The 22,166-nt window shown below is 68.3% G+C and carries 22 protein-coding genes and 1 pseudogene; 9 read left to right on the top strand and 14 right to left on the bottom strand.

Features of this window, described 5'->3' with window-relative positions:
* Positions 1-194 precede the first annotated feature (194 nt).
* Positions 195-1,355 (top strand): porin, encoded by a 1,161-nt coding sequence (locus ABFO07_RS34150; RefSeq protein ID WP_347469958.1) that lies wholly within the window; start codon positions 195-197, stop codon positions 1,353-1,355.
* Between the two features lie 25 nt (positions 1,356-1,380).
* Here ABFO07_RS34150 and ABFO07_RS34145 read toward each other — a convergent pair whose 3' ends face one another.
* Complete coding sequence (locus ABFO07_RS34145; protein WP_059881353.1) at positions 1,381-2,340, bottom strand: GlxA family transcriptional regulator; 960 nt, start codon at positions 2,338-2,340, stop codon at positions 1,381-1,383.
* A gap of 145 nt (positions 2,341-2,485) precedes the next feature.
* Here ABFO07_RS34145 and ABFO07_RS34140 point away from each other — a divergent pair, with 145 nt between their 5' ends.
* Together ABFO07_RS34140 and ABFO07_RS34135 are read left to right on the top strand one after the other, a co-directional pair.
* Positions 2,486-3,286, top strand: coding sequence for an SDR family NAD(P)-dependent oxidoreductase (locus ABFO07_RS34140; RefSeq protein WP_060272932.1), 801 nt, complete (start codon positions 2,486-2,488; stop codon positions 3,284-3,286).
* Positions 3,287-3,337: 51 nt separating this feature from the next.
* Positions 3,338-4,099, top strand: a complete 762-nt coding sequence (locus ABFO07_RS34135) for an SDR family oxidoreductase (protein WP_059923723.1) — start codon at positions 3,338-3,340, stop codon at positions 4,097-4,099.
* Between the two features lie 213 nt (positions 4,100-4,312).
* Here ABFO07_RS34135 and ABFO07_RS34130 read toward each other — a convergent pair whose 3' ends face one another.
* The 3 genes from ABFO07_RS34130 to ABFO07_RS34120 form a co-directional block, all read right to left on the bottom strand.
* Complete coding sequence (locus tag ABFO07_RS34130; protein ID WP_347469804.1) at positions 4,313-5,056, bottom strand: extensin; 744 nt, start codon at positions 5,054-5,056, stop codon at positions 4,313-4,315.
* Between the two features lie 122 nt (positions 5,057-5,178).
* Complete coding sequence (locus ABFO07_RS34125) at positions 5,179-6,324, bottom strand: WD40/YVTN/BNR-like repeat-containing protein (RefSeq protein ID WP_060015352.1); 1,146 nt, start codon at positions 6,322-6,324, stop codon at positions 5,179-5,181.
* A 39-nt stretch (positions 6,325-6,363) separates the two neighbouring features.
* Entirely contained in the window at positions 6,364-6,633 is a 270-nt protein-coding gene (locus tag ABFO07_RS34120; RefSeq protein ID WP_060015353.1) for a MoaD/ThiS family protein, read from the bottom strand.
* 146 nt (positions 6,634-6,779) lie between these two features.
* Between ABFO07_RS34120 and ABFO07_RS34115 the strand changes: the two genes are divergently transcribed.
* A complete protein-coding gene (locus tag ABFO07_RS34115; RefSeq protein WP_081075509.1) occupies positions 6,780-7,160 on the top strand; it encodes an ASCH domain-containing protein in 381 nt (126 codons plus the stop codon).
* Here ABFO07_RS34115 and cysS read toward each other — a convergent pair.
* Both cysS and ABFO07_RS34105 read right to left on the bottom strand, forming a co-directional pair.
* Complete coding sequence (cysS, locus tag ABFO07_RS34110; protein ID WP_059959599.1) at positions 7,148-8,545, bottom strand: cysteine--tRNA ligase; 1,398 nt, start codon at positions 8,543-8,545, stop codon at positions 7,148-7,150. The genes ABFO07_RS34115 and cysS overlap by 13 nt on opposite strands.
* A gap of 231 nt (positions 8,546-8,776) precedes the next feature.
* Positions 8,777-10,111 (bottom strand): annotated as a pseudogene (locus tag ABFO07_RS34105) (PLP-dependent aminotransferase family protein).
* An 88-nt stretch (positions 10,112-10,199) separates the two neighbouring features.
* On the opposite strand from ABFO07_RS34105, the gene ABFO07_RS34100 reads away from it, so the two are divergent.
* From ABFO07_RS34100 to panE, 4 genes are all read left to right on the top strand, one after another.
* Positions 10,200-10,796: a DJ-1/PfpI family protein gene (locus ABFO07_RS34100; RefSeq protein ID WP_059907327.1), complete on the top strand. Its 597-nt coding sequence runs from the start codon at positions 10,200-10,202 to the stop codon at positions 10,794-10,796.
* A gap of 75 nt (positions 10,797-10,871) precedes the next feature.
* Positions 10,872-11,156 carry a hypothetical protein gene (locus tag ABFO07_RS34095; RefSeq protein ID WP_347469803.1) on the top strand — a complete coding sequence of 95 codons (285 nt, stop codon included), beginning with the start codon at positions 10,872-10,874 and terminating at the stop codon, positions 11,154-11,156.
* Between the two features lie 33 nt (positions 11,157-11,189).
* On the top strand, positions 11,190-11,438 hold the full coding sequence (locus ABFO07_RS34090; protein WP_430733095.1) for a DUF899 family protein: 249 nt from the start codon (positions 11,190-11,192) through the stop codon (positions 11,436-11,438).
* 175 nt (positions 11,439-11,613) lie between these two features.
* Complete coding sequence (gene panE / locus ABFO07_RS34085; RefSeq protein WP_059881368.1) at positions 11,614-12,558, top strand: 2-dehydropantoate 2-reductase; 945 nt, start codon at positions 11,614-11,616, stop codon at positions 12,556-12,558.
* Between the two features lie 79 nt (positions 12,559-12,637).
* Here the strand turns inward: panE and ABFO07_RS34080 are convergent, their stop codons facing one another.
* From ABFO07_RS34080 to argH, 7 genes are all read right to left on the bottom strand, one after another.
* Positions 12,638-14,032: an MmgE/PrpD family protein gene (locus ABFO07_RS34080; RefSeq protein WP_347469802.1), complete on the bottom strand. Its 1,395-nt coding sequence runs from the start codon at positions 14,030-14,032 to the stop codon at positions 12,638-12,640.
* Positions 14,029-14,937, bottom strand: coding sequence for a polysaccharide deacetylase family protein (locus ABFO07_RS34075; RefSeq protein ID WP_060015372.1), 909 nt, complete (start codon positions 14,935-14,937; stop codon positions 14,029-14,031). The genes ABFO07_RS34080 and ABFO07_RS34075 overlap by 4 nt, the downstream gene beginning before the upstream one ends.
* Positions 14,934-15,806, bottom strand: a complete 873-nt coding sequence (locus ABFO07_RS34070) for a polysaccharide deacetylase family protein (RefSeq protein ID WP_059993519.1) — start codon at positions 15,804-15,806, stop codon at positions 14,934-14,936. The genes ABFO07_RS34075 and ABFO07_RS34070 overlap by 4 nt, the downstream gene beginning before the upstream one ends.
* Before the next feature lie 7 nt (positions 15,807-15,813).
* Complete coding sequence (locus ABFO07_RS34065; RefSeq protein ID WP_059923716.1) at positions 15,814-16,653, bottom strand: ABC transporter substrate-binding protein; 840 nt, start codon at positions 16,651-16,653, stop codon at positions 15,814-15,816.
* 66 nt (positions 16,654-16,719) lie between these two features.
* Entirely contained in the window at positions 16,720-17,523 is an 804-nt protein-coding gene (locus ABFO07_RS34060; protein WP_059809915.1) for an amino acid ABC transporter ATP-binding protein, read from the bottom strand.
* Positions 17,520-18,407, bottom strand: coding sequence for an amino acid ABC transporter permease (locus ABFO07_RS34055; protein WP_347469801.1), 888 nt, complete (start codon positions 18,405-18,407; stop codon positions 17,520-17,522). The genes ABFO07_RS34060 and ABFO07_RS34055 overlap by 4 nt, the downstream gene beginning before the upstream one ends.
* Complete coding sequence (gene argH / locus ABFO07_RS34050) at positions 18,401-19,834, bottom strand: argininosuccinate lyase (protein ID WP_347469800.1); 1,434 nt, start codon at positions 19,832-19,834, stop codon at positions 18,401-18,403. Before argH ends, ABFO07_RS34055 begins: the two co-directional genes overlap by 7 nt.
* 116 nt (positions 19,835-19,950) lie before the next feature.
* On the opposite strand from argH, the gene ABFO07_RS34045 reads away from it, so the two are divergent.
* Complete coding sequence (locus ABFO07_RS34045; RefSeq protein ID WP_059809922.1) at positions 19,951-20,829, top strand: LysR substrate-binding domain-containing protein; 879 nt, start codon at positions 19,951-19,953, stop codon at positions 20,827-20,829.
* Between the two features lie 38 nt (positions 20,830-20,867).
* Here the strand turns inward: ABFO07_RS34045 and ABFO07_RS34040 are convergent, their stop codons facing one another.
* On the bottom strand, positions 20,868-21,992 hold the full coding sequence (locus ABFO07_RS34040) for a porin (RefSeq protein ID WP_059809924.1): 1,125 nt from the start codon (positions 21,990-21,992) through the stop codon (positions 20,868-20,870).
* Between the last annotated feature and the right edge of the window lie 174 nt (positions 21,993-22,166).

The following is a 22,166-nucleotide window of genomic DNA, read 5'->3' as shown; positions in this document are numbered from 1 at the left end:
GCCATCTCCAATAATGGGCCCCCATCGGCCGGCTGAGCCACCGCGGAGCGGTGGCCCGCCGGCATTCTCGCCAAAGCAACCTGAAAAAATAATATATGCACTGCTACAGACCGAACAAAACGCGCAACGCGGCCCGCTCCATCACGAACGGAGCAGCGTCCGGCAGCCGGCGGGTGTCCGGCATCGCCGGAACCATGGTGGCCGCGTGCCTCGCCGGCTTCGGCGCGGGGGCCGCGCACGCGCAAAGCAGCGTGACGCTGTACGGCCTGATCGACACGTCGATCACCTACGCGAACAACCAGCGCACCCATGGCGCAGGTTCGCCGGGCAGCAGCAACTGGTCGATGACGAGCGGTGCGCTGAATGCGTCGCGCTGGGGGCTGCGCGGCAGCGAGAATCTCGGCGGCGGGCTGTCGGCGATCTTCGCGCTCGAGAACGGCTTTTCGGGCACCACCGGCGCGCTGTCGCAGAAGGGCGTCGACATGTTTGGCCGGCAGGCATGGGTCGGGCTCAGCTCGAAAACGGCCGGGTCGCTCACGTTCGGCCGCCAGTACGACCTGATCCTCGATTTCGTGACGCCGCTGGGCGCGTCGGGCCCCGGCTGGGGCGGCAACCTGGCTGTTCATCCGTACGACAACGACGATTCGAACCGCAACATCCGCATCAACAACGCGGTGAAGTACACGAGCCCGACGTATCGGGGCTTCACGTTCGGCGCGATGTACGGCTTCTCGAACACGGCCGGCCAGTTCAGCAACAACGCGGCGTGGAGCGCGGGCATGTCGTATGCGAACGGCCCGTTCAAGCTCGGCGCGGGCTACCTGAAGATCAACCGGAACCGTAACCTCGCGAACCCGAACGGCGCGCTGAGCACGGTGGACGGCTCGGCGACGATCACCGGCGGCAGCCAGCAGATCTGGTCCCTGGCCGGGCGATATGCGTTCGGCCCGCACTCGGTCGGCCTCGGGTGGTCGCATTCGGCGACGGACGGCGTGACCGGCGTGCTGCAGGGCGGCAGCATCGCGCCGCTCAAGGGCGAATCGCTGGTATTCGACAACTTCTCCGTCGACGGACGCTACTTCGTCACGCACGCGCTGAGCGTGGCGGCCGCGTATACGTACACCATGGGCCGCTTCGAGACGCACACGGGCGAAACGCGTCCGAAGTGGAACCAGGTGGTCGCACAAGTCGACTATGCGTTTTCGAAGCGCACCGACGCGTATCTCGAAGGCGTTTACCAAAGCGTGAGCGGCGGCAACGGCAATCCGGCGTTCAACGCGACGGTCTGGACGCTGACGCCGTCCGCGAACAGCAACCAGGTTGTCGTCGCGCTGGGGCTGCGGCACAAGTTCTAACCGCCTCGGGCCGGCGCATGCCGGCCTAGGCGCTGCCCTGCGCTTCCATGCGCACGTCGCGCCGGAGCGCCTGCGGCGGAACGCCGAACCCGCGCACGAACGCTTCGCGCATGTGACGGCGGTCGCGAAAGCCGGTTTCCCGCGCAATCACGTCGAGCGGATGCCGGCTCTGCTCGATCATCAGCCGCGCCGCCTCGAGCCGAAGCCGCTCGATGGCCTTGGCCGGCGACTGCCCCGTTTCGAGCGTGAACACGCGGCTGAACTGGCGGGGGCTCAGGTGAACGGCCTCGGCCAGTTCCTCGACCGTCAGCGCACGGCCCAGGTTCTGGCGCGCATAGTTCAGCGCATTCTGGATGCGGTCCGATTTCGGCGCGAGATCCAGCATTTCGGAATGCTGCGACTGGCCGCCCGCGCGGCGCTGGTGCATGACCAGCTTGTGCGCGACCGAGCGGGCCGTTTCGGCGCCCAGATCCTTTTCCACCATCGCGAGCGCGAGGTCGAGGCCGGCCGTCATGCCGGCGGAAGTCCAGATCGGCCCGTCGACGATGTAGATCCGGTCGTCCTCGACGCGGATGTCCGGAAAGCGCTTCTGCATCTCGCGCCCGTATGCCCAGTGCGTGGTCGCACGCCGCCGCGCCAGCAGGCCCGCTTCCGCAAGCACGAACCCGCCGGTGCAGATGCCCGCGATGCGCCGCGCGCGCGTGCCTGTCTTGCGCAGGAACGCGAGCACGCCGTCCGGCGCGGGCGACGTGAGCGGATCGTTGACCCCCGCGACGATCCACGTATCCACGTCGAGCCGGCCGCGCAGCGGCCGCGTGCTCACCGCGACGCCGAGCGACGAGCGCACGTCGCCGCCCGCGACCGAGAAATTGTCGAGCGTATAGAACGCTTCGCCCGCCGTGATGTTCGCGTACTCGAACACCGATTGCGACGCGAGCGCCATGATCTGGAACCCGTCGCTGATCAGGAAGCCGATCCGGTGCATGTCCGTTCTCCCGTCGATTCGTGCACAACCCAAAACCGTCGCGCGATGTCCTGAATCATACCCATATACGTCATTTATGTCTTTCCGGTTCGAGGCCAGAATGCACTCACGCATTCACCGATGACCTTCGAACAGGAGTGACGTCATGTCTCAAGCACACCGAGGTACGGCCCTGATTACCGGCGCATCGTCGGGTATCGGCGCCCTCTACGCCGACCGGCTCGCGCGCCGCGGCTACGACCTGATCCTGGTCGCGCGCAACCGCGACCGGCTGGCCGCCCTTGCCGAACGCATCACGAACGACACGCACCGGAGCGTCGAAATCGTCGATGCGGACCTGAACGACCGCGCGGCGCTCGCCGCCGTCGAAGCGAAGCTGAAGCAGGACGCGAGCATCACGCTGCTGGTCAACAACGCGGGCGTGGGCACGCATACGCCGCTGCTCGACAGCGACGTCGACGCGATGACGCGGCTGATCGACCTGAACGTCACCGCGCTCACCCGCCTTACGTACGCGGCCGTGCCGGGCTTCGTCGCGCGCGGCAACGGGGCCGTCATCAACATCTCGTCGATCGTCGCGATCTCGCCGGAGACGCTCAACGGCGTCTACGGCGGCAGCAAGGCGTTCGTGCTCGCGTTCAGCCAGTCGCTGCATCACGAACTGGCCGACAAGGGCGTGCAGGTGCAGGCCGTGCTGCCCGGCGCGACGGCGACGGAGTTCTGGCAGACCGGCGGCCTGCCGATCGAGCACTTGCCGAAGGAGATCGTGATGTCGGCCGCTGACCTGGTCGATGCGGCGCTGACGGGCTTCGACCGTCGCGAGCTGGTGACGATTCCGTCGCTGCATGCCGGCGAGGAGTGGGACGCATACGAGGCGGCGCGGCGCACGATGTCGCCGCATCTGTCGAGCGATGTTCCCGCGTCGCGCTACGCGGCGGCGCGATAAGCCATCCCTGCCGATCCGGCATTCGGTCGATTCTTATCAGGCGTCCATGACATGAAACTCAGCGGAAACACCGTGTTCATCACCGGCGGCACGTCGGGCATCGGCCGCGCACTGGCGGAAGCCTTCAGCGAGCGCGGCAACAAGGTCATCATCGCGGGGCGGCGCAAGGCGCTGCTCGACGAGATCGCGAAGCAGCACCCCGGCATCGATACCGTCGAGCTCGACGTCGGCGATGCGGCGCAGATTCGCACGGTCGCCGCGCAGCTGATCGAGCGTTATCCGGCGCTGAACGTCGTGATCAACAACGCCGGCATCATGCCGTTCGACGACGCGGGCGGGGCGCTCGACGACGAACAGGCCGTCGGTCTCGTCAACACGAACCTGCTCGGCCCGGTGCGCGTGAGCGCCGCGTTCGTCGAGCACCTGAAGCGGCAGCCCGACGCGACGCTCATCAACAACAGCTCGGTGCTCGCATACGTGCCGCTCGCGGCCACCGCGCTGTACTCGGCCACCAAGGCCGCGATTCACTCGTACACGCTGTCGCAGCGCTTCGCGCTGCGCAATACGAGCGTGCGCGTGCTCGAGATCGCACCGCCATGGGTCGACACGGACCTCGTGCACAAGAGCGGCGACCCGCGCGCGATGCCGCTCGATGCGTTCATCGCCGAAACGATGGCGCGGCTGGAAACGGCCACGACCGAGGTCGTGGTCGACGCGGCCCGATCGCTGCGCGACAACGCTGGGCCCAACGAGCATGCGTTCGTCGAGCAGTTCAATCAGTTCATCGTCGACAACCCGATTCCTGTCGCGTAACCCGCGACGTCGACATTCATCGGTGAGGATGTGATGACTGCAACACTGGAAGAGCGGAACACCGCATGGGTGCTCGAAGCGCTGGATAGGCTGTTCAACCGGAAGGACTTCGAGCGGGCCGCGCAGTTCTGGTCCGACGCCTGCGTCCAGCACAGCCGGCATGTTCCGGCCGGGCGCGACCGGCTGTTCGGCCTGGTGCGTTCGACGCCGCGATCACTTGGCCGAGGCCGAGCCGTCCTTGGGTGCGGGCGATGAAGCGCCGATGCTGCTCGACTGCCTGACGAGCTGCTCGGTCATCGCGGCGGCGACTGCGTTCGACCCTGCGGACGAACCGTGCTGATCGGTACTCGAGCGAACCGGAAGGTTGGGCATCGGCAACGACGGATCGAGCTTGGCCGACTCGCGCACGAGGGCGGCCGTCTCGGGCGTCGTGCCCGGATTTGGCGTTGCGTGACGTTCCAGGCCATCGCGTCGGCGCGGCGCGCGTGGCGTCGGGGCTGTTTTAGACGCTGGCGAGTCCTGAGCATCGATCGTGACGACGGTGACGGACGGTGGCGCGCTCGGCTGGGCCGCTGGTTGCGGTTGCGCTTTCGGCGGCGGTTTCAGCTGCACGCTGACGCGCGGGGCCGCCGGGGTTGATGCGGGCGCCGGTGGCTGCGCCGTGACGACAGGCGCGGGCGGATGTTGCGGCGCTGCGTCGGCCTGCTTCGCGGGTGCGGCGGGTGCGGTGGGTGCGGCGGGTGCAGCAGGAACCGGCGCGGGCCGGATGCTGCCTTGCGTCGCGTGATCGTTGCCCGGTCGCACGTCTGCGGACAACGTTCGGGCAGGATCGGCGATACCGGCCGTGCCTTCTTCCATTGCACGGTGGTCGGCCTTGAGGAGCATCAGGTACGACGTGCCTGTCGCAACAACCAGAAGCCCCCCGGCAATCATCAGTGTCTTGCGGGCATTCCTCATACTTCGTTCACCGGGCATTCGATCGACATGACCGAACGATGATAAACGACCGTCGTCGCACCCCCGACGACGAATACAATTTGTTGCATTGCCGCTGAGGCCCCGTTTCCCGGCGGCGATGCCTACCCGAACCGCACGCAATAGACAGGCGGCAAATGCGCCGAAACGAGACGCCAGCTTTCGCCGCCGTCGCCGGATGTCCAGAGCCCGCCCGTGGTCGATCCCATTGCAAGGCGCGTGCCCGTGCCGTCGACCGCGAGCCCGTGGCGATACACGAGGTCATAGGCCGGCGCGGCGGGCAAGCCGTTCGAGAAGCGCTCGAACGTGCGGCCGCCGTCGCGCGTGCGCGTGACGACGAACCGGCCGTTCACCGGAATTCGGCATTCGTCCTTCACGGCGGGCACGAACCATGCGGTGTCCGCGTCGCGCGGGTGCACGGCCACCGCGAAACCGAAGCTCGACGGCTGCGCTTCGATCCGCTGCCAGTGCGCCGCGCCGTCGGTCGAGCGGAAGATCGCGCAGTGATGCTGGGTCCACAGCACGTCGGGGTTGGCCGCGCATTGCACGACACGGTGCGGATCCTGCACGTTGGCGTCGCCGCGCCGCTCGGGCGGCATGTAGTCGGCCTCCATGCCGTCGGCAGTCACGCGCCACGTCGCGCCGCCGTCGTCGGTTTGCCAGACGCCGCCGCATGACACGCCGATCGACACGTGCCGGCTGGCGCGCGGGTCGACCATCACCGAATGGATGCCCGGCGCGTCGTAGCCGCCGCCGAACCATTCGCGGCGTTCCGGGCGATCCCACAGTGCACGGTTGAGCGTCCATGTGTCGCCGCCGTCGTCGGAGCGGAACAGCCCGCCCGGAATCGTGCCGGCCCACAACGCGCCCGGCTCGTCCGGGCCGCCGGTTTCGAGCGACCAGATTTGCTGCAGCGACCATGGTGGCGCTGGCGGGGTGGGGTCGGCCGTACTCGCACCTGCGTTCGCGTTTGCGCTATCGCCGGGGGGCGCTTCGTCGGGTGGCTGCGGCGGGTAGACAGGCACACCACATGCTTCCCATTCGGTTTTCCCCGCACGCCGACGATGCAGCTTCACGCCGAAGTGGCCGAGATTGAGCGCGGCATACAGCGTTCCGTCGCGCGGATCGGGCAGCACCATGCTGACCGGCTCGCCCGCGAAATGCGGTTCGCCGAGCGTCCAGCCGCCGTTGCCGTCGGTCTGCAGAACGAACAGACCCTTTCGCGTCGCGACCAGCAATCGATCATCCATATCGAGTGTCTCCGTGCCATGCTCGAAAACGTGACCCTGCTATCCGCCCGACAGCGCCTGCACGACATACACCCGGCTTTCGTCGCCGAGCGCGTCGGTGAGATGCTGGCGATCGCGCACCGGCCGGCCGTCGACGAACACGGCGAGATGCTTTCGCAGCGCGCCCTGATCGTCGAGGATGTAGCTGCGCAGCGGGGGCTGCTGGGTGAAGACGGTTTCAAGTGCTTCGCCGAGCGTGCGCGCGGCGATCTCGCGCTCGGGCGTTGCGATATGTCGCTGGATCGAAGCCGCGAAGAAGAGGTGCGCCATGGCGGGAGGCCGGTGGACGAGCCGCGCGGGAAGGGCTGGGCCCGATGGTTCTGTAGTTTAGGCGATACGTCGCGGCCGTTCGACAGAAGCGTGCGAATCGGCAACAATGCGGGCCGGATTGATATTGAGTGACGGAGTGATCTGGCATGCCGCGATTGGCCTTGTCGATTGTCGCGCCTGCCGTTGACGACATCCTGGCGGGAAGGAAGCAGGTGGAGATTCGATCGTGGGCGCCGCCGTCGCTTCCGTTAGTCGATCTCGTGCTGGTGCAGAACACAGTCTATTTGCGACAGGACGGGCAGGAAGATCCAAACGGCGTCGCGCTCGCACTGGTCGACGTCGTCGGCGTACACGACTGGACGCCCGACGAAGCGCGTGCGCAAGGCATGACATGGTGTGCCGGATACGTCTGCTGGGAGCTGGCCAACGTGCGGCCGCTTGACCGGCCACTCCCGTGCATCGCCAGGCGCGGCATCCATGCGCTGGAGCCTGCCTGCCTCGCGGCAACCTGGCGCTACGCGCGATGATCGTCGCCGGCCGCGATCCGCACCGCCGTTTGCCCGTCCTTGCCGTCGTCGATTCGCCAGCCCAGCGTAAGCAACGTCGCTCGTATGCCGTCGGCCTTGGCCCAGTCCCGTTCGGTGCGCGCCCGTGCGCGTTCTTCGAGCAATGCCCGAATGTCATCGGGAATCGCAGCGACGGCCGGCTTCCAGTCCCGCAATCCAAGCCCGAGCACCCCGTCGAAGTAGTCGACGGTCGCCCTCAGCGTCGCAGGCGGCAGGTCGCTTTTCGCGAGTTCCCACAGCACCGCGAGCGCCTTCGGCAGGTTCAGGTCGTCGTTCACTTCCGCGTCGAATCGTGCGGCGAAATCCGCATCGATGCCGCCGCCTTCCGGCCAGCCCGCATACGCGTTGCGAAGCCGATTCAACGCGGTGTGCGCCGCGTCGAGCGATGCCCAGCTGAAATGCAGCTTGCTGCGATAGTGCGCGGTGGCGCACAGATATCGGTACGCCAGCGGATCGACGTGCCGGTCGCGCAGCGTTTCCAGCCGAATGAACGTGCCGCCCGACTTCGACATCTTCTCGGCGTCCAGCGTCAGGAAGTGCCCGTGCATCCAGAAGTTCGCGAGGCGCGTGCCGTGGGCCGCTTCGGTCTGCGCGATCTCGTTGCTGTGATGCACGGCGATATGGTCCTCGCCGCCGCAATGGATGTCGAACCACGTGCCGAGGTATTTCGCCGACATCGCCGAGCACTCGATATGCCAGCCCGGAAAGCCGCGGCCCCATGGGCTGTCCCATTCCATCTGACGCTTGACGCCGGCCGGGCTGAACTTCCACAGCGCGAAGTCCGTGATGCTCCGTTTCGCGCCGAGCGCGACGCGCTTGCCCGCCTGCAGCCCCGCGCGGTCCAGCCGCGCGAGGTAGCCGTAGTCGTCCTGCCGGCTGGTGTCGAAGTAGAGGCCGTCGTCCGTCCGATACGCGTAGCCCGCGCGTTCGATGTCGGCGATCAGCGCGATCTGCTCGCCGATGTGATCCGTCGCGCGGCACCAGACCGACGGCTCCAGCAGGTTCAGCGCGCGCCAGTCCGAAACGAACGCATCCGTATAGCGTTTCGCGAGGGTCCACGCCGATTCGCCGGTGCGCCGGCTGCCTTTCTCCATCTTGTCCTCGCCTTCGTCGGCATCGGAAACCAGATGACCGACGTCGGTGATGTTCACGACGTGACGCACGTCATGGCCGTTGCGCATCAGCGTGCGACGCAGGATGTCCTCGAACACGTAGGTGCGCAGGTTGCCGATATGCGCATGGTCGTAGACGGTCGGGCCGCAGCAATACATCCCGACGTAACCGGGCTGGATCGGTTCGAATGGGCGCACGGTGCGCGACCAGGTGTCATACAACGCGAGCGGCATGGCAAGGTCCTGTCGTGAAGGCGTTGAGCGAAAACAAAAAAGCCGCCGGTTTTTCAACGGGCGGCCAGAGGCAATCGATTCGACGTATAGCGCAGGCTAGACGCAGCTTCCCCCCGGCATGTCATGACAACATGCGAGAACGAACGAGGCGGGGAACGGGTAGGCGCTATGCATGCTGGCGATGGTAGCGTTTTCCTCGCGTCGTGGTCAATGGCATTGCGTCGCGAGCGCTCAGAACGTGTGGTCCGCAATCACCCGAGCCACGGTTTCGAGAGACTGCTCGAGCGTCGGCAGGCTGACGGAACCGAGCGCCAGCCGGATCGCATGAGGCACTTGCGGCGACGTCGAATACGGATGGGCCGTCGATACCGAAATGCGCTCGCGCTGCAGCGCCATCGCAACCGCGTCCGACCGAACCTCCGGTGCAAGCGGCAACCACAGAAAGTACGACGCGGGATGGCCGACCCGTCTCAAGCCGTGCAACATGCGCGCCGCGATGTCCTGGCGCAGCGCGGCATCCCGGCGTTTCTCGGCTTCGAGCAGCGCGACCGTGCCGTCGTCGATCCATCCGCAGGCGATGGCCGTCATCGTCGCGGGGGTGTTCCAGGTGGTCGCGCGAATCTTCCGCTCGATCTTCGGAATCCACTCGCGCGGCGCGTGGACGAAGCCGACGCGCAGCCCCGTCGCAACACTCTTCGACAGGCTCGATACGTAGACCGTCGTTTCCGGCGCGAGCGAGGCAAGCGCCGGCGGTGCGTGCTCGGCGAGGAACGCGTACGCCGCGTCCTCGATGATGAGCAGCCCGTGCCGTCGCGCGATCGCGACCAGTTCCCTGCGGCGCGCCGCGCCCGTCACCCAGCCGAGCGGATTGTGCAGGATCGGCATCGTGTAGACCGCGCGTACCCGTCGGCGCCTGCACAGTGCCGCCAATGCGTCCAGGTCGGGGCCGCGCCCGGCGGCCGGAATCGGCGCGAGCTCCAGTCGATTGGCCTCGGCCGCCAGCCTGAAGCCCGGGTAGGTGAGTGCGTCCACCGCCACCACGTCGCCGGGTTCGAGCAACGCCATCGCGGTTGTCGTCAGCCCGTGCTGCGCGCCGCTGACGAGCAATACGGTTTCGGCCGTTGCCGCTTTCAGGCCGCGGTCGGACAGGTGGCGCGCCGCCGCCGCGCGCTCATGGTCGCGGCCGCCATGAGGCTGGTAGCGCAGCAGCGATTCGAGGTCGCCCCTGGCCGCGAGCTGGCGCAGCGCCGCCCGGAAAAGCTCGGCCTGGTCCGGCGAAGACGGATAGTTGAAGCTCAGGTCGACCGTGTCCGCGCCCCACGCATGCAGGTCGATGCCTTGCCCGAGCGGCAGCGGCTCCTTGACGAAGGTGCCGCGCCCCGTTTCGCCGCTGACCAGCCCCATCGCCCCCAGCTCCGCGTAAACGCGAGTCGCCGTCACCAGCGCGAGGCCTTAGCGCTCGGCCAGGTCGCGATGGGTCGGCAGGCGCGTGCCGGGAAGCAGACGGCCTGCGCGGATATCGGCCGCCAGGCGATCGACCAGTGGTTTGTAGCGGGGTTCGCGCATGCCGGCGTATCCATGACAATAATTTGATTGTATTGATTGTCGGCCATAGCATGGCGCAATACAACTTCACCGCCTGCACGAGGCCGCCATGCACATCGCCATCCTGACATTCGAAGGTTTCAACGAACTCGATTCGCTGATCGCGTTCAACATCCTCAACAGGGTCGGAAAACCCGGCTGGCGCGTGTCGATCGCAAGCCCCGCGCCGCGCGTGCGGTCGATGAACGGCGTGGTGCTGGAGGCGCAGGCGTCGCTGGAGGAGGCCTGTGCGGCGGACGCCGTGCTCGTCGGCAGCGGGGTGCGAACCCGCGATATCGTCGCCGATGCCGGATTGATGTCGCGGCTCACGCTCGACCCGGCGCGCCAGCTGCTGGGCGCGCAATGTTCGGGCACGCTGGTGCTTGCCCGCTTGGGTTTGCTCGGCGATGTGCCGGCATGCACGGACCTGACCACGAAGCCCTGGGTCGAAGAGGCCGGCGTGCCGGTGCTCGACCAGCCGTTCGTGGCGCGGCACAACGTGGCGACCGCGGGAGGATGCCTGTCGTCGCCGTATCTCGCGGCGTGGGTGATTGCGCGTCTCGCGGGCGTCGATGCGGCGCGCGACGCGATTCACTATGTCGCGCCGGTGGGTGAGAAGAATGCCTACGTGACGCGCGCAATGGAGAATATTGCGCCGTTCCTCTGAGGAATGCGCGGTGCGGCGTACTTCACCGAACTCGGGATCGGCCGTCGTGTCGAACGGCTATCACCGGAGACCTGAATGAAGCGCCTGGGCTCGATCGCTGTACTCACCGTGCTTGCCGCCGCCTGCTCGCCGACGGCCTTCTGCGCAAGCCAGGACACCGTCCCGCCGATGGCGACGGAAGCACGAAATTGCGTCCCGCCGTCCGCCGCGGGCGCGCGTCGCCCGCCCTCGATCCGTGTGTGCGTGAGCGATCCCGACACGCAGCTGACCTTGCCTTGGTTCCTGACCGACATCATCAACGCGGTGAACACGCGCCAATCGGGTGGTGAGTTGCTTCACCAGATGCGAAAGGATTTCTGAGTCTCGGCCATCGGCTTTCCGGAAGGCACGAACATGAGTGAACTATGGTATCCGAACGAAAGCCGCGCCTATCGCGAGGCACGCGACCTGTTGCTCAAGGAAGAACAGGAACTGGTCGACAAAGTGCGAGCGGTAGCGGTAAAGCGCCGCAGTCTTCCTCTTGGCGGCGAGTTGAAAGAGGACTACGTGTTCGAATGGGCCAGCGACGGGAAGGTCGGCACCACGCCGCCGCAGGATTTCAGGTCCGAGTTTCTGGAAAAGAACGATCTGGACAACACGTAGTCGTCAGATACCGCGCTCGTTCGCGGCCCCCCGCCCGGCCGATTCCCTGACTTGCGCCGCGCACAGCCTGCGCGCCGCCCGGCACGTCGTCCCGATTTGCGCTACCTTTTCGCTCACATGCATCGCGACATCGGCGTCGTCGATGCGATGGCGATATGGAGAGGACGAGGCGACTATGCGAATTCTGATACTTGGTGCAGGCGCGACAGGCGGCTATTTCGGCGGCCGCCTCGCGGCGGCGGGGCGCGATGTGACGTTTCTGGTGCGCGATTCGCGCGCGCGGACGCTCGACCGCGACGGTCTGGTCATTCGCAGCCCGCGCGGCGACCTGACGCTGACCGACGTGAATACCGTCAGCGCGAACGACCCGGCCACGCCGTTCGATCTGGTTTTCCTGAGTTGCAAGGCGTACAGCCTCGATGACGCGATCGCCGCCATCGCACCGTTCGTCGGCCCGGCCACGCTGATTCTGCCGGTGCTCAACGGGATGAGGCATCTGGACGTGCTGCAGGCGAAGTTCGGGCCGTCCCGCGTGCTGGGCGGCTTGTGCGTGATCGCGGCGACGCTCGATGCGCAGCAGCACGTCGTGCACCTGAACGACACGCACGGCGTATCATTCGGCGAGCTGGGCGGCGGCGTGTCCGCCCGCACGGAGGCGGTTGCCGGCGTGCTCGGCGACGCGGGCTTCGACGTCACGCCGAGCGACGCGATCATCGCGCGCATGTGGGAGAAGTGGGTGTTTCTGGCGACGCTCGCGGCCGGCACGTCGCTGTTTCGCGGCTCGGTGGGCGACATCCTGGCCGCGCCGGACGGCAAGCTGCTGCTCGACACCCTGCTGGGCGAATGCGTGGCGATCGCCCGGCACAACGGCTACGCGCCGAGCGGCGAATTCGACGCCCGCGCGCGGAAGATGCTGTTCACGCCGTCCGGCCTGACCGCGTCGATGCTGCGCGACGTCGAGCAGGGCGCGCGCGTCGAGGCGGACCATGTGATCGGCGATCTGCTCGCGCGCGGCGGCGATACGCAGCCGGCGAACGGCGGGATCTCGCTGCTGCGTGTCGCGTACAACCATCTGAAGACTTACGAAGCGCGCTTGGCGCGCGAGGCGGGCGCGGCGTAGGGCGGCCTGCGGTCCCGCGTGACGGACGGGACGCCGCACGCGTTCCGTCGATCCGACGCGAATCTCCGGCCGCCAGCCGTCAGCGCACCGCCTCCCGGCCGTGCGCGTCGCCCGCAAGCAGCGCCTGCAGCGCACGCGCATCGGGCAGCCGTTCGAGCGACAGGCACGCGTCGCGCAGCGCGTCGACGCCTGCGGTGTCGAGCGCGCCCGCGGCCAGCGCCCGATACTTCGCGAGCAGCGCGTCGTCCGACAGCGGATTGTTTGGATCACCGAGCGCAATCGGTACGTGACGCGAGACGGGTTCGGCATCCTTGCGATGCAGCGTCACCGTCGGTTCGTCGAGATCGCCGAGCGCCGGATCGACGTCGACCGCAATGCGCGCGAGCATCGCCGCGATGCGCGGGTCCGCACGCCGCTCGGCGCGATACGCGTCGAGCCCCGTGTCGCCGAACACGAACGCCGCCGCGACCGCGTACGGCAGGCTCATCTGCGCGGACGACAGCGTCGACAGGTCGCGTCCGCCGCACATCCGCGCGACGAAGCCGCTCGCGCGCACGACGATCCGTTCGATCTCGCCGGCCTCGAAGGTGCGGCCGTCCGCGAGCAGCAGCGCGGCGTCGACGGCCGCATGCGCGCTGCGGCACGACGCATGCGGCTTGATCGAGCAGCGCATCAGCTTCCAGTGCGCGCCGAGGCCGTCCGTCAGCGCGTCGGGGGCGAGCGACCGCGCAGCGAACGTGTTGAGGAACCCGCCCCACACGTCGTCGAACACGTGTGCCGGGCCGCTCACGCCCGCGCGCGCGAGCAGCGCCGCGAGCACGCCGCCTTCCGCCGCGCGCCCCGCATGCAGGCGCTTCGTCTGCGAGCCGTCGTGAATGAATCCCCATAGCCCGCCCGCGAAGCTCGCCGCATGGCCGAGCGCGTCGCGGGTGCGCGCCGCGTCGAGTCCGAGCACGCGCGCGCTGGCGGCGGCCGCGCCGAACACGCCGCAGCTGAGCGTCGAATGCCAGCCCGTGCCGTTGTGCGCCGAGTAGCCGCCCGCCGCCTCGAGCACGCGCCGGCCGACGTCATAACCGAGCACGATCGCGGTCAGGCATTCGAGGCCGTGCACCGGCTCCGGCACGCACGCGAGCGCGGCGAGTACGGCCGGCAGCACGACTGCGCCCGAATGGTCGCAGCCGCCCGAATCGTCGAGCTCAAGTGCGTGCGCCGCAATGCCGTTGACGAAGGCGGCGTCGCGCGCGCCGGCGGTGCTGCGCGTCCCCCACAGCAACGCGCCCGGTTGATCGGCCGGGCCGGCCAGCTCGCGCGCGAGGCGCGTCTCGATCGCCGATGCGCCCGCGAGCGCCGCGCCGAACGTATCGAGCACGTGCCGCTTGGCTTTCGCGACGACGTCCGCCGGCAGTGCGTCGGCCGGCGTCTGCGCGACGAAGGCGGCGAGGCGCGCCGCGCGCGTTTCGGTGCGCGCCGTCATCGTGCCGCCTCGTCGGCGCGGCAGCGCGCGAACACGTCGACCGGATGGCCGGGCGCATTGACCGGCGCATGCCCGCGCCACCAGCGCGCGATGTCGCGCCCCGTCGCGAACCACGCGTCGCCCGCGTCGCGCAGATGCGCGAGCAGCGCACGCAGCAGGTCGATGCGCCCGGCCGTGCCGATGATCTCCGGATGCAGCCGCATCACGCAGCAAAGACCGAAACGCCGGAACCCGTCGACGTCGCGCCGCCAGTTGTCGAGCACGTCGCGATACGACGCGATGCGCGGCTGGCCGGCCGGCACCGGCGGAAACAGGTTGAACTCGAAATACGGTTCGTCCTCGAGTTCGTAATGCAGCGGCAGTTCGACGAGGCGCGCGCCGTCCGCGCGAGCGTCGCCGCGCGGATGCACGTAAGGCAGATCGTCGCCGCGCCACGACGACGACCATGTGAAGCCTTCCGCGACGAGCCAGTCCGCGAAGCCGTCGGCCCAGTTGCCGGTGAACGAGCGGAAGCCTTCCGCATCGCGGCCGATCGCGCCCGCGAGCGCCGCGCGTCCCGCGCGGCACGCATCGATCTGCGCGGCGAGCGGCAGCGCGTCGAAATCCTCGCAGCGATCGCCGCTCACGCCCAGTTCGTGGCCGGCCGCCGCGATCTCGCGCACCGCGCCGGCATGCGATTGCGCGACCGCGCCGGGCACGAACCAGCTCGCCGGCACGGCGAACTCGTCGAACGCCGCGAGCAGCCGGTCGACGCCGCGCGTCGCGCCGTAGCGCCACGCCGACAGCGATTTCTCGCGGCCGGCGATGCGCGGCTCGCGCGTCTGGATGCCGTGGATGTCGTTGAAGTCGACCGTGATCGCGACCGCGCATCGCGCGCCGCCCGGCCAGATTGGAGATGTCGTCACGTCTCGTTCCGTTGCATCGGTTCCGCGTCGCGCGCGTACTGCGCGAGCCACCAGTCGGCCACGTCGCGGCAGCGCGCGAACCATACGCCGTCCCGCGCGCGCATGTGGCCGAGCCACGCCTCCAGCAGCGCGATGCGCCCCGGCTTGCCGCACACCTTCGGATGCAGCAGCGTCGTCAGGCACAGGCCGTCGCGGTACACGCCGTCGAATTCGCGCGTCCAGTTGTCGAGCGTCGCGCCGTAGCCGGCGATCCGGTCGAGCCCCGCCGGATAATCGGGGTTGCGGTGATACGCGAGTGACGCGTAATCGTCGGTCTCCCAGCGCCCGGGAATCTCGACGAGCGGCGGCTCGCCGTCGCGGCCGGGCAGCAGGTACGGCCGGTCGTCGCCGCGCATCGAGCTCGAATAGCGCACGCCCGCTTCGCGCAGCACGGCCGCAGTCTCCGCGCTCCAGTCGCCGGACGGCGTGCGGAAGCCGACGGGCCGCACGCCGAGCGTGCGCGCGAAGAGGTCGGCCGATTGCGCCATGATGTCCCGCTGCCGCTCCGGCGAAAGCGTCCAGAACGCTTCGTGCCGGTAGCCGTGGTAGCCGATCTCATGGCCGCGCTCGACTATCGCCGCGCATTGCGCGGGCCACGTCTGCGCGACCCACGCGGGCACGAAGAACGTGGCGGGCACGTCGAACGACGCGAGCATGTCGAGCAGCCTCCCCAGCGCGCGCCACGGCCCGTAGCTGCCGAGCGTGAAGTACGCCGGATTGCGCCAGATCGACCCGTTCAGCATCGCGTCGCCGGTCGGGCCGTCGAGATCGAACGCGAGCGCGACGCACGCGCGCTGCGCGTCCGGCCAGCGGGGAGGGCGCGGCGTCATCGCGCGCTCAGTGCGTGCCGTTGACCAGCGCCTTCGGCACCGCGTGTTCCCGCAGGTCCCACTTCGCCAGCAGCTTCTGATACGAACCGTCCGCGATCAGCTGGTTGAGCGCCGTCGTCAGCGCGTTCGCGAGCGCGGTGTTGGACTTCGCGATGCCGATGCCCGTGTATTGCGACAGGAACGGCTTGCCGACCGGCTGGTACGCGTTCTGCTCGATGCTGTTCTGGTAGGGCAGCGTTTCCCCGCCCTGCACGGCCGCGTCGATCCGGTTCTGGCGCAGCTGCATCCGCGCGTCCGACGAGCCGTCGGTGCCCACCACGACGATCGCGGGCTTGCCGGCCTTTACGCAGTTCTCCGCGCTCCACGCGGCCGTGTTGTCGGGGAACGACGTGCGCCGGCTCGACCCGACCCGCTTGCCGCACAGCGCGCTCATCTGCGCGAACTCGCCGGCGCGCGCCTTCAGCGTGTAGAACTGCGGGCCGGTCTCGATGTAGTCGACGAACGTCACCGCGTCGCGGCGCGCCGGCAGGTCGGTCATGCCGGACAGGATCATGTCGACGCGCTGCGTCGCGACCGCGCTCATCATCTGGTCGAAGTTCGTCTCGACCCAGTTCAGCTTCACGCCCATCTTTGCAGCGAGCGCCTCGCCGAGATCGACGTCGAAGCCGGCGAGCTTGTCGGTCGCCGGATCCTTGTACTCGAACGGCGGATAGTTCGGCACGATCGCCACGTTCAGCGTGCGCTTCGCGGCGGCCGGCGCGGATTGCGCGGCCGCGAGCGACGCATGCAGGGCGACGGCGCCGAACGCGACGGCGGCCAGGGTGCGGGTCAGGATGGATGCTTTCATGGGGCGTTGCCTTGTCGTTGTGAGCGTGTTTCGTTGACGGAGAAATCGTTCGGGCGTGTCGCCCGCTCAAGCAATCACGGCCGAGATGAAGTCGCGCGTGCGCGGATGCGTCGGCGCGGACAGCACCTGCTCGGGCGGCCCGCTCTCGATGACGCGGCCGCCGTCCATGAACACGACGCGGTCGGCCACTTCGCGCGCGAAGCCCAGCTCGTGCGTGACGACGATCATCGTCATCCCGCTCTTCGCGAGATCGCGCATCACCGCCAGCACTTCGCCGACGAGTTCCGGATCGAGCGCGGACGTCGGCTCGTCGAACAGGATCAGCTGCGGATGCATCGCCAGCGCCCGCGCGATTGCGACGCGCTGCTGCTGGCCGCCCGACAGCTCGACCGGAAACGCGTCGCACTTGTGCCCGAGCCCGACGCGCGCAAGCAGCGCGCGCGCTTCCTCCTCCGCTTGCGCGCGGCGGCGCTTGAGCACCTGCACGGGGCCTTCGATCACGTTTTCGAGCACGGTCTTGTGCGGGAACAGGTTGAAGCGCTGGAACACCATGCTCGTCGACAGCCGCTGCCGCGCGACCTGCCGCTCGGACAGCTCGTGGAGCCGGTTGCCGGCGCGCCGGTAGCCGGCCAGTTCGCCGTTTACCCACAGCGCGCCCGCGCTGATCGTCTCGAGCTGGTTGATGCAGCGCAGGAACGTGCTCTTGCCCGATCCCGACGGCCCGATGATGCAGAGCACTTCGCCCTGCGCGACATCGAGCGTGATGCCGTGCAGCGCCTGGAATTCACCGTACGACTTGCGCACGTCGACGGCGCGAACCACTGCGTTCGTCATCGCGTTCTCCCGATGGTTGACGGTCGTGCCGTTCATTTGCGCGCTCCCCGTCCCGCGCCGCGTGCGAAGCGCCGTTCGACGCGCGCCTGCGCGAGCGACAGCACCGTGACGACGACGAGATACCAGACCCCCGCGACGATCAGCAGCTCGATCACGCGGGCGTTCGCGTAGTAGATGTTCTGCGCGTTGTGCAGCATTTCGGCGTACTGCACGACGCTCGCGAGCGACGTCAGCTTGACCATGCCGATCAGCTCGTTGCCGATCGGCGGCACGATCACGCGCATCGCCTGCGGCAGGATGATCCGCCGCAACGCCTGCATGCGCGCCATGCCGATCGACTTCGCGGCTTCGTACTGGCCGGTGTCGACGGACAGCAGCCCGGCGCGCACGACCTCCGACGTATACGCGCCCTGGTTGAGGCCGAGCCCGAGCACGGCCGCGAGGAACGGGGTCATCACGTCGACGGTCCGGTATTCGGCGATGCCCGGAATGCCGAGCGTCGGAAACACCAGCGCGAGGTTGAACCACAGCAGGAGCTGCAGGATCACCGGCGTGCCGCGGAACAGCCAGATGTAGCCCTGCGCGACCGCGCCCAGCACGGGGTTCGTCGACAGCCGCATCACCGCGGTGACGACGCCGAGCGTGATGCCGAGCGTCATCGCGAGGATCGTCATCACGATCGTGTTGCCGAGGCCGGTCAGGATCGAGCGCGCGGTCAGGAACTGGCCGACGACGCGCCATTCGATCTGGCCGTGCGCGAACGCGGCGGCCACGTAGGCCAGCGCGGCGACGATCGCGGCCGAGGCCGCATAGCGGCCCCAGTAGCGCCGCTTCACGCGCTCGAGACCGGCGAGGCCGGCCGTGTCGGCGCCGGCCGCCGGTGCGCCGTCGACACGGCGGGTATCGGATGCGCTCAGCATGACGGCCCCCGGTAGTCGGCCGCCCACGCGGCCTGGCGTTCGATCGCGCCGCGCAGGCGGTCGATCTGTTCGCGCACGCGCGCGGGCGATGTGCCGCCCGCGCCGCCGCGCGCCGCGACGGCGGCGTCGAGTGTCAGTCGCTCGCGCATCGCCGGTGCGAGACGCGCATCGATCGCCTGCAGTTGTTCGGCGCTCGCGTCGGCCAGCTCGATGCCGTCGCGCTCGCACGCGCGCACCAGCGCGCCGGTGATTTCGTGCGCCTCGCTGAACGGCACGCCCGTCAGCGCGAGCCAGTCCGCGACCTCCGTCGCGAGCGTGAAGCCGAGCGGCGCCTGGCGGCGCATTTCGTCGACGTTCACGCGCATCGTCCGGATCATCCCCGCCATCGCCGGCAGCACGAGTTCGAGCGTGTCGATCGAATCGAACGCGGCGATCTTGTCCTCCGCCAGATCGCGGTTGTACGCGAGCGGCAGCGATTTCAGCGTCGCGAGCAGGCCGCTCAGGTTGCCGATCAGCCGGCCGGCCTTGCCGCGCGTCAGCTCCGCGATGTCCGGGTTCTTCTTCTGCGGCATGATCGAACTGCCCGTCGCATAGCCGTCGTCGAGTTCCACCCAGCGGAATTGCCGCGACGTCCACAGGATCACTTCTTCCGACAGGCGGGACAGGTTCACCGAGAGCATGCTCGTCACGAACGCGAATTCCGCGACGTGATCGCGCGCGGCGACGGCGTCGATCGAGTTCTCGCACGGCGCGTCGTAGCCGAGTTCCCGCGCGGACAGCTCCGGCCGCACGCAGATGGCCGAGCCGGCGAGGGCGGCCGCGCCGAGCGGCGAGCGGGCGGTGCGGCGATCCCAGTCGACCAGGCGGTCGACGTCGCGATACAGCGCCTGCGCATGCGCGAGCAGCTGGTGCCCGAACACGATCGGCTGCGCCGGCTGCAGATGCGTGAAGCCGGCGGTAACCGTGTCGACGTGCTGGCCGGCCTGGGCCACGAGCGCGTCCTGCAGGTCGAGCACGCCGCGCACGAGCTGGCGCGACTTGTCGCGCAGATACAGGCGAAGATCGTTCGCGGCCTGGTCGTTGCGCGAGCGTCCGGCGCGCAGCTTGCCGCCAATTGCCGGCAGCCGCTGCGTGAGCACGCGTTCGAGGAACGTGTGGACATCCTCGTCGGCCAGCGACGGCACGATCGCGCCCGCCGCGAAATCGCGTTCGATGCCGTCCACCGCGGCGAGCAGCTTCGCGAGCTCGTCGTCGTTCAGGATGCCGGAGCGATTCAGTTCGCGTGCATGCGCCCGCGAGCCGGCGAGGTCGTACGGCGCGAGGCGGAAAAAGCTGGGATCGGAGCGCGACAGCGCCTGCAGCGCGTCGGACGGCTGCGACTGGAAACGGCCGCCCCACAGGCGTTCGATCGGTTCGGTAAGGCTCATTGCGGTTGACCTCGAGTCCGTTGAATTGCACCTACTGTAGGCATTCAATTTTTTTTGTTGTAGCGAGAAATTGAATCCGTTTAAATGAAATTTTTCTCAGCACGTGAAGGACGCCGATGCGCAACCGCCTGCCCCCGCTGAACCCCCTTCGCGCGTTCGAGGCCGCCGCCCGGCTCGGCAGCGTGTCGGCCGCCGCCGACGAGCTGCATGTGACCGCCAGCGCGGTCAGTCACCAGATCCGCATTCTCGAAAGCACGCTCGGCGTCGTGCTGTTCATCCGCTCGAAGCCGCGCGTGAAGCTCACGCCTGAAGGCGGGGCGCTGCTCGAGCCGGTCGGCCGCGCATTCGACATGATCGCGAACGCGACCGTGCAGCTCGATTCGCCGGCCGCCGTGGGCGATCTCGTCGTATCGACGCCGCTGTCGCTCACGTCGCGCTGGCTCGCGCGTCACATCGGCGATTTTCTCGAACGGTATCCGGGCATTCATCTGAAGGTAATCCCGTCGAACGACGATCGCGAGGTCTATTCGCCGGACGTCGACGTGTGCGTGCGCTACGGGGAGGGCAACTGGCGCAACCGGCGCGTCACGCTGCTCATGCACCCGACGCTCTTTCCGGTCGTGAGTCCGGCGCTGATGAACGGGCCCGACGCGATCCGCAAGGTGCAGGACCTGGCCGGGCGCGCGCTGTTCTGCGAACATTCGGGCTCGTGGATGCGGTGGCTCGCGGAGGCGAAAGCCGACCAGCTGCCGGGCATCCGCGTCCTCGAGATCGGCAATGCGCACATCGGCCTCGAGGCCGCCGCGCGGGGCCAGGGCGTTGCGCTCGGGGACAGCCTGTCGGTGCGCGACGACCTGCTCGACGGCACGCTCGTGCGCCCCTTCGACACGACCGTGCCGGCGCGGTATGCGTACTACGCGGTGACGCGCCAGGAGCTTGCCGACACGCCGCTCGTGACGGCGTTCATGTCGTGGATCGACGCGCATATTGCGTGACGCGGTGCGGCGGCGGGGCGTTCCCGCCCCGCCGGGGTTCAGAACCGATGCCGGATGCCGACGAGCGCGAGTTCCTGCGTACGCTTGCCCGAATCGATGCCCGACGACCCGATCACTGCCTGCGCGTTGCCGGCTCCGTTCGAGCCCGACGCGTGGCCGTAGCCGACGGACGCGTAGAGATCGGTGCGCTTGCTGAGCGCGTAGTCGACGGCGGCGCTCACCTGCTGATAGGTCGCCGACGAATGGCCGTTCGACTTCAGGTAGTTGTAGCCGACCTCGACGACGAGCGGCACCGACACCTGCCACAGCGCATAGACCGACCCGTTGTTGTAGCGCTCGCTGCCGCGGAACGACGAGCTGGCGTCGGCGACGTATTCGGAGAAGCTGTAATAGCCGCCGAGCGTGACGGGGCCGACCGCGTACTTCGCGCCGGCGCGCAGGATGTTGATCGCGCGCGCGGACGCATAGGCCTTGTTGACCGACGTCGCGAAGATGCTGTCGGCGCTCGACGTGCCGCGCGTCGACAGCGAGGCATTGCCGTTGTCGATGTGCATGTAGCCGGCTGCCGCGCCGAACGGCCCCGCGTTGTACGCGAGCGCGCCGCTGTACGATTGCCCCGAGCCCACCGAGCCCGCGACGCCGCCGAACGAATAGGTCGCGACGGCCTGCAGGCCCGACCACACCGGGCTTGCCCACTTCACCGTGTTGTTGAAGCGCACGCTGTTGTCGGCGTCGTCGACGTCGCCCGGCGACGTGAAGTACTGGAGATAGTTGTCGCCCTGCATGGGCTGCACGAGATCGCGCAGCGCGTCGTACTGGCGGCCGAGCGTGATCGTGCCCCAGCGGGCCGACCCGATGCCGACGTAAGCCTGGCGGCCGAACTCGCGGCCGCCCTGGTTGAGCCCGCCGGTGTTCACGTTGAAGCCGTTCTCGAGGCGGAACACGGCCTTGAGGCCGCCGCCCAGATCCTCGGAGCCGAGCAGGCCCCAGCGGCTGCCGGACATCACGCCCGAGGCGAGGCCGAGCTTCGTGCTCTTGCCGGCGACGTTATGCGTGTACTGGATCGCATCGTCGATGACGCCGTAGAGCGTCACCGTGCTTTGCGCATGCGCGTGATGGGCCGCGGCCAGGGCGGCAGCGGACAGAATCAGTTTTCTCTTCATGGGATGTCTCGTCGTAAGCGGATCAGGATCTCCGCCTGCCGGGGCACGCTCGCATCGGCATGCATGTGTGCGAACGGCTACCGGGTCAGGCGGGACTAGGTTAGACGTTGAAATTTCCGCGCGTGACGAGAAATAAATGTCGTGATCCTGAAGAAATTCTCAGCATGGAAGACG

The sequence above is a fragment of the Burkholderia stagnalis genome (assembly GCF_039848545.1).
Taxonomy (GTDB): Bacteria; Pseudomonadota; Gammaproteobacteria; order Burkholderiales; family Burkholderiaceae; genus Burkholderia; species Burkholderia stagnalis.
Note: the sequence above shows the minus strand (reverse complement) of the source record. Positions and strands in the feature narration are given on the sequence as shown.

Coding starts and splice junctions, on each gene's coding strand:
- ABFO07_RS34130 (WP_347469804.1), bottom strand. CDS start 5,056: ATGAGGAATGCCCGCAAGACACTGATGATTGCCGGGGGGCTTCTGGTT.
- ABFO07_RS34125 (WP_060015352.1), bottom strand. CDS start 6,324: ATGGATGATCGATTGCTGGTCGCGACGCGAAAGGGTCTGTTCGTTCTG.
- ABFO07_RS34040 (WP_059809924.1), bottom strand. CDS start 21,992: ATGAAGAGAAAACTGATTCTGTCCGCTGCCGCCCTGGCCGCGGCCCAT.
- ABFO07_RS34115 (WP_081075509.1), top strand. CDS start 6,780: ATGCCGCGATTGGCCTTGTCGATTGTCGCGCCTGCCGTTGACGACATC.
- panE (WP_059881368.1), top strand. CDS start 11,614: ATGCGAATTCTGATACTTGGTGCAGGCGCGACAGGCGGCTATTTCGGC.
- ABFO07_RS34140 (WP_060272932.1), top strand. CDS start 2,486: ATGTCTCAAGCACACCGAGGTACGGCCCTGATTACCGGCGCATCGTCG.
- ABFO07_RS34120 (WP_060015353.1), bottom strand. CDS start 6,633: ATGGCGCACCTCTTCTTCGCGGCTTCGATCCAGCGACATATCGCAACG.
- cysS (WP_059959599.1), bottom strand. CDS start 8,545: ATGCCGCTCGCGTTGTATGACACCTGGTCGCGCACCGTGCGCCCATTC.
- argH (WP_347469800.1), bottom strand. CDS start 19,834: ATGAGCCTTACCGAACCGATCGAACGCCTGTGGGGCGGCCGTTTCCAG.
- ABFO07_RS34070 (WP_059993519.1), bottom strand. CDS start 15,806: ATGACGCCGCGCCCTCCCCGCTGGCCGGACGCGCAGCGCGCGTGCGTC.
- ABFO07_RS34060 (WP_059809915.1), bottom strand. CDS start 17,523: ATGAACGGCACGACCGTCAACCATCGGGAGAACGCGATGACGAACGCA.
- ABFO07_RS34150 (WP_347469958.1), top strand. CDS start 195: ATGGTGGCCGCGTGCCTCGCCGGCTTCGGCGCGGGGGCCGCGCACGCG.
- ABFO07_RS34135 (WP_059923723.1), top strand. CDS start 3,338: ATGAAACTCAGCGGAAACACCGTGTTCATCACCGGCGGCACGTCGGGC.
- ABFO07_RS34045 (WP_059809922.1), top strand. CDS start 19,951: ATGCGCAACCGCCTGCCCCCGCTGAACCCCCTTCGCGCGTTCGAGGCC.
- ABFO07_RS34090 (WP_430733095.1), top strand. CDS start 11,190: ATGAGTGAACTATGGTATCCGAACGAAAGCCGCGCCTATCGCGAGGCA.
- ABFO07_RS34080 (WP_347469802.1), bottom strand. CDS start 14,032: ATGACGGCGCGCACCGAAACGCGCGCGGCGCGCCTCGCCGCCTTCGTC.
- ABFO07_RS34065 (WP_059923716.1), bottom strand. CDS start 16,653: ATGAAAGCATCCATCCTGACCCGCACCCTGGCCGCCGTCGCGTTCGGC.
- ABFO07_RS34100 (WP_059907327.1), top strand. CDS start 10,200: ATGCACATCGCCATCCTGACATTCGAAGGTTTCAACGAACTCGATTCG.
- ABFO07_RS34145 (WP_059881353.1), bottom strand. CDS start 2,340: ATGCACCGGATCGGCTTCCTGATCAGCGACGGGTTCCAGATCATGGCG.
- ABFO07_RS34095 (WP_347469803.1), top strand. CDS start 10,872: ATGAAGCGCCTGGGCTCGATCGCTGTACTCACCGTGCTTGCCGCCGCC.
- ABFO07_RS34055 (WP_347469801.1), bottom strand. CDS start 18,407: ATGCTGAGCGCATCCGATACCCGCCGTGTCGACGGCGCACCGGCGGCC.